The organism is Pseudomonas sp. PDM18, from assembly GCF_014852585.1.
In the GTDB taxonomy this organism is placed as follows: domain Bacteria; phylum Pseudomonadota; class Gammaproteobacteria; order Pseudomonadales; family Pseudomonadaceae; genus Pseudomonas.
On the sequence record NZ_JACVBX010000033.1, the window covers coordinates 1 to 5,357 of the forward strand.

2 tRNA genes and 3 rRNA genes are annotated in these 5,357 nt (G+C 51.8%); all 5 read right to left on the reverse strand.

What is annotated here, in order from left to right:
- Positions 1 to 11: 11 nt before the first annotated feature.
- The 5 genes from rrf to IB274_RS29415 all read right to left on the reverse strand — a co-directional run bounded on the left by rrf (position 12) and on the right by IB274_RS29415 (position 5,164).
- Positions 12 to 127, reverse strand: a 5S ribosomal RNA gene (gene rrf / locus IB274_RS29395).
- A gap of 135 nt (positions 128 to 262) precedes the next feature.
- Positions 263 to 3,154 (reverse strand): 23S ribosomal RNA (locus IB274_RS29400).
- 229 nt (positions 3,155 to 3,383) lie between these two features.
- Positions 3,384 to 3,459: transfer RNA gene (locus tag IB274_RS29405), tRNA-Ala, on the reverse strand.
- Between the two features lie 27 nt (positions 3,460 to 3,486).
- Positions 3,487 to 3,563: transfer RNA gene (locus tag IB274_RS29410), tRNA-Ile, on the reverse strand.
- Between the two features lie 64 nt (positions 3,564 to 3,627).
- Positions 3,628 to 5,164 (reverse strand): 16S ribosomal RNA (locus IB274_RS29415).
- Together the 16S, 23S and 5S rRNA genes with 2 tRNA genes alongside form the textbook arrangement of a ribosomal RNA operon.
- Between the last annotated feature and the right edge of the window lie 193 nt (positions 5,165 to 5,357).

A 5,357-nucleotide genomic window follows, 5' to 3' on the forward strand; every position in this document is an offset into this window, starting at 1 on the left:
TTGGGATAGGAGCTTGACGATGACCTACTCTCACATGGAGAAACTCCACACTACCATCGGCGATGCGTCGTTTCACTACTGAGTTCGGGATGGGATCAGGTGGTTCCAACGCTCTATGGTCGTCAAGCAATTCTTTATGGACGCTCGTGGCAAGTGCACACGCTCATCCAGATTCGGGTATGTGACAGGTAATTTGCGGTTCACACGAACTTTCGGTTCGTTACGTCTTCACCGTACAACACACAAATTGTTTGGGTGTTATATGGTCAAGCCTCACGGGCAATTAGTATCGGTTAGCTCAACGCCTCACAGCGCTTACACACCCGACCTATCAACGTCGTAGTCTTCGACGGCCCTTCAGGGGAATCAAGTTCCCAGTGAGATCTCATCTTGAGGCTAGTTTCCCGCTTAGATGCTTTCAGCGGTTATCTATTCCGAACATAGCTACCCGGCAATGCCACTGGCGTGACAACCGGAACACCAGAGGTTCGTCCACTCCGGTCCTCTCGTACTAGGAGCAGCCCCTCTCAAATCTCAAACGTCCACGGCAGATAGGGACCGAACTGTCTCACGACGTTCTAAACCCAGCTCGCGTACCACTTTAAATGGCGAACAGCCATACCCTTGGGACCGGCTTCAGCCCCAGGATGTGATGAGCCGACATCGAGGTGCCAAACACCGCCGTCGATATGAACTCTTGGGCGGTATCAGCCTGTTATCCCCGGAGTACCTTTTATCCGTTGAGCGATGGCCCTTCCATACAGAACCACCGGATCACTAAGACCTACTTTCGTACCTGCTCGACGTGTCTGTCTCGCAGTCAAGCGCGCTTTTGCCTTTATACTCTACGACCGATTTCCGACCGGTCTGAGCGCACCTTCGTACTCCTCCGTTACTCTTTAGGAGGAGACCGCCCCAGTCAAACTGCCCACCATACACTGTCCTCGATCCGGATAACGGACCAGAGTTAGAACCTCAAGCATGCCAGGGTGGTATTTCAAGGATGGCTCCACGCAGACTGGCGTCCACGCTTCAAAGCCTCCCACCTATCCTACACAAGCAGGCTCAAAGTCCAGTGCAAAGCTACAGTAAAGGTTCACGGGGTCTTTCCGTCTAGCCGCGGATACACTGCATCTTCACAGCGATTTCAATTTCACTGAGTCTCGGGTGGAGACAGCGCCGCCATCGTTACGCCATTCGTGCAGGTCGGAACTTACCCGACAAGGAATTTCGCTACCTTAGGACCGTTATAGTTACGGCCGCCGTTTACCGGGGCTTCGATCAAGAGCTTCGCTTTCGCTAACCCCATCAATTAACCTTCCGGCACCGGGCAGGCGTCACACCCTATACGTCCACTTTCGTGTTTGCAGAGTGCTGTGTTTTTAATAAACAGTCGCAGCGGCCTGGTATCTTCGACCGGCATGGGCTTACGGAGTAAATCCTTAACCCTCGCCGGCGCACCTTCTCCCGAAGTTACGGTGCCATTTTGCCTAGTTCCTTCACCCGAGTTCTCTCAAGCGCCTTGGTATTCTCTACCCAACCACCTGTGTCGGTTTGGGGTACGGTTCCTAGTTACCTGAAGCTTAGAAGCTTTTCCTGGAAGCATGGCATCAACCACTTCATCATCTAAAAGATGACTCGTCATCAGCTCTCGGCATTAAGACCCCGGATTTACCTAAGATCTCTGCCTACCACCTTAAACTTGGACAACCAACGCCAAGCTGGCCTAGCCTTCTCCGTCCCTCCATCGCAGTAACTAGAAGTACAGGAATATTAACCTGTTTCCCATCGACTACGCTCTTCAGCCTCGCCTTAGGGACCGACTAACCCTGCGTCGATTAACGTTGCGCAGGAACCCTTGGTCTTTCGGCGTGGGAGTTTTTCACTCCCATTGTCGTTACTCATGTCAGCATTCGCACTTCTGATACCTCCAGCAAGCTTCTCAACTCACCTTCACAGGCTTACAGAACGCTCCTCTACCGCGCATCTTACGATGCACCCGTAGCTTCGGTGTATGGTTTGAGCCCCGTTACATCTTCCGCGCAGGCCGACTCGACTAGTGAGCTATTACGCTTTCTTTAAAGGGTGGCTGCTTCTAAGCCAACCTCCTAGCTGTCTAAGCCTTCCCACATCGTTTACCACTTAACCATAACTTTGGGACCTTAGCTGACGGTCTGGGTTGTTTCCCTTTTCACGACGGACGTTAGCACCCGCCGTGTGTCTCCCACGCTGACACTTCCAGGTATTCGGAGTTTGCATCGGTTTGGTAAGTCGGGATGACCCCCTAGCCGAAACAGTGCTCTACCCCCTGGAGTGATACGTGAGGCGCTACCTAAATAGCTTTCGAGGAGAACCAGCTATCTCCGAGCTTGATTAGCCTTTCACTCCGATCCACAAGTCATCCCCTACCTTTTCAACGGGAGTGGGTTCGGTCCTCCAGTCAGTGTTACCTAACCTTCAACCTGCTCATGGATAGATCGCCCGGTTTCGGGTCTATACCCAGCGACTAAAACGCCCTATTAAGACTCGCTTTCGCTACGCCTTCCCTATACGGTTAAGCTCGCCACTGAATATAAGTCGCTGACCCATTATACAAAAGGTACGCAGTCACCTAACAAAGTAGGCTCCCACTGCTTGTACGCATACGGTTTCAGGTTCTATTTCACTCCCCTCTCCGGGGTTCTTTTCGCCTTTCCCTCACGGTACTGGTTCACTATCGGTCAGTCAGTAGTATTTAGCCTTGGAGGATGGTCCCCCCATATTCAGACAAAGTTTCTCGTGCTCCGTCCTACTCGATTTCACTTCAAAGAACCTTTCACATACGGGGCTATCACCCACTATGGCCGCACTTTCCAGAGCGTTCTGTTAGATTCAAAGAAGCTTAAGGGCTAATCCCCGTTCGCTCGCCACTACTAAGGGAATCTCGGTTGATTTCTTTTCCTCAGGGTACTTAGATGTTTCAGTTCCCCTGGTTCGCCTCTTACACCTATGTATTCAGTGCAAGATACCCAGCTTATGCTAGGTGGGTTTCCCCATTCAGAGATCTCCGGATCAAAGTCTGTTTGCCGACTCCCCGAAGCTTATCGCAGGCTACCACGTCTTTCATCGCCTCTGACTGCCAAGGCATCCACCGTATGCGCTTCTTCACTTGACCATATAACCCCAAGCAATCTGGTTATTGTCTCGAACGTGAAGACGACATTCGCCGAAAATTCGCGCTTGAACTCGCAAATTTTACCTTGACTTGAATAATCACCAGTGAAAGAGATTATTCAGTCTACTTCTATCACATACCCAAATTTTTAAAGAACGGTTCTGGCACAAAGACCAGACATCAATGTTCGTTCAACCTGAACATTCATGTCTGAGCTTTCGACGATTAATGGTGGAGCCAAGGAGGATCGAACTCCTGACCTCCTGCGTGCAAAGCAGGCGCTCTCCCAGCTGAGCTATGGCCCCATCGGATCAGCAGCACACCACAACAATTGGTGGGTCTGGGCAGATTCGAACTGCCGACCTCACCCTTATCAGGGGTGCGCTCTAACCAACTGAGCTACAGACCCAATCGTCTAACCAGTGAATCAAGCAATTCGTGTGGGAGCTTATGAAGAAGCTGAGATCTTCGATTAAGGAGGTGATCCAGCCGCAGGTTCCCCTACGGCTACCTTGTTACGACTTCACCCCAGTCATGAATCACTCCGTGGTAACCGTCCCCCTTGCGGTTAGACTAGCTACTTCTGGAGCAACCCACTCCCATGGTGTGACGGGCGGTGTGTACAAGGCCCGGGAACGTATTCACCGTGACATTCTGATTCACGATTACTAGCGATTCCGACTTCACGCAGTCGAGTTGCAGACTGCGATCCGGACTACGATCGGTTTTATGGGATTAGCTCCACCTCGCGGCTTGGCAACCCTCTGTACCGACCATTGTAGCACGTGTGTAGCCCTGGCCGTAAGGGCCATGATGACTTGACGTCATCCCCACCTTCCTCCGGTTTGTCACCGGCAGTCTCCTTAGAGTGCCCACCATAACGTGCTGGTAACTAAGGACAAGGGTTGCGCTCGTTACGGGACTTAACCCAACATCTCACGACACGAGCTGACGACAGCCATGCAGCACCTGTGTTCCGATTCCCGAAGGCACCCTCGCATCTCTGCAAGGTTCCGGACATGTCAAGGCCAGGTAAGGTTCTTCGCGTTGCTTCGAATTAAACCACATGCTCCACCGCTTGTGCGGGCCCCCGTCAATTCATTTGAGTTTTAACCTTGCGGCCGTACTCCCCAGGCGGTCGACTTATCGCGTTAGCTGCGCCACTAAGATCTCAAGGATCCCAACGGCTAGTCGACATCGTTTACGGCGTGGACTACCAGGGTATCTAATCCTGTTTGCTCCCCACGCTTTCGCACCTCAGTGTCAGTATCAGTCCAGGTGGTCGCCTTCGCCACTGGTGTTCCTTCCTATATCTACGCATTTCACCGCTACACAGGAAATTCCACCACCCTCTACCGTACTCTAGTCAGGCAGTTATGGATGCAGTTCCCAGGTTGAGCCCGGGGATTTCACATCCATCTTACCAAACCACCTACGCGCGCTTTACGCCCAGTAATTCCGATTAACGCTTGCACCCTTCGTATTACCGCGGCTGCTGGCACGAAGTTAGCCGGTGCTTATTCTGTTGGTAACGTCAAAACAGCAAGGTATTAACTTACTGCCCTTCCTCCCAACTTAAAGTGCTTTACAATCCGAAGACCTTCTTCACACACGCGGCATGGCTGGATCAGGCTTTCGCCCATTGTCCAATATTCCCCACTGCTGCCTCCCGTAGGAGTCTGGACCGTGTCTCAGTTCCAGTGTGACTGATCATCCTCTCAGACCAGTTACGGATCGTCGCCTTGGTAGGCCTTTACCCCACCAACTAGCTAATCCGACCTAGGCTCATCTGATAGCGCAAGGCCCGAAGGTCCCCTGCTTTCTCCCGTAGGACGTATGCGGTATTAGCGTTCCTTTCGAAACGTTGTCCCCCACTACCAGGCAGATTCCTAGGCATTACTCACCCGTCCGCCGCTGAATCCGGGAGCAAGCTCCCATCATCCGCTCGACTTGCATGTGTTAGGCCTGCCGCCAGCGTTCAATCTGAGCCATGATCAAACTCTTCAGTTCAATACTGCTTGGGTTTTGAGAAAACCCTAAACTTGGCTCAGCAATCGCATGCTCTATTTAAAGAGCTAAAACTCTCGAATTCACGAGTGTTACTTGCGCTGCTGATAATCAGTCGATCATCAGTCTTACATCACAAGCACCCACACGAATTGCTTGATTCAACTTGTTAAAGAGCGTTTGGCTGAGGCTTTCG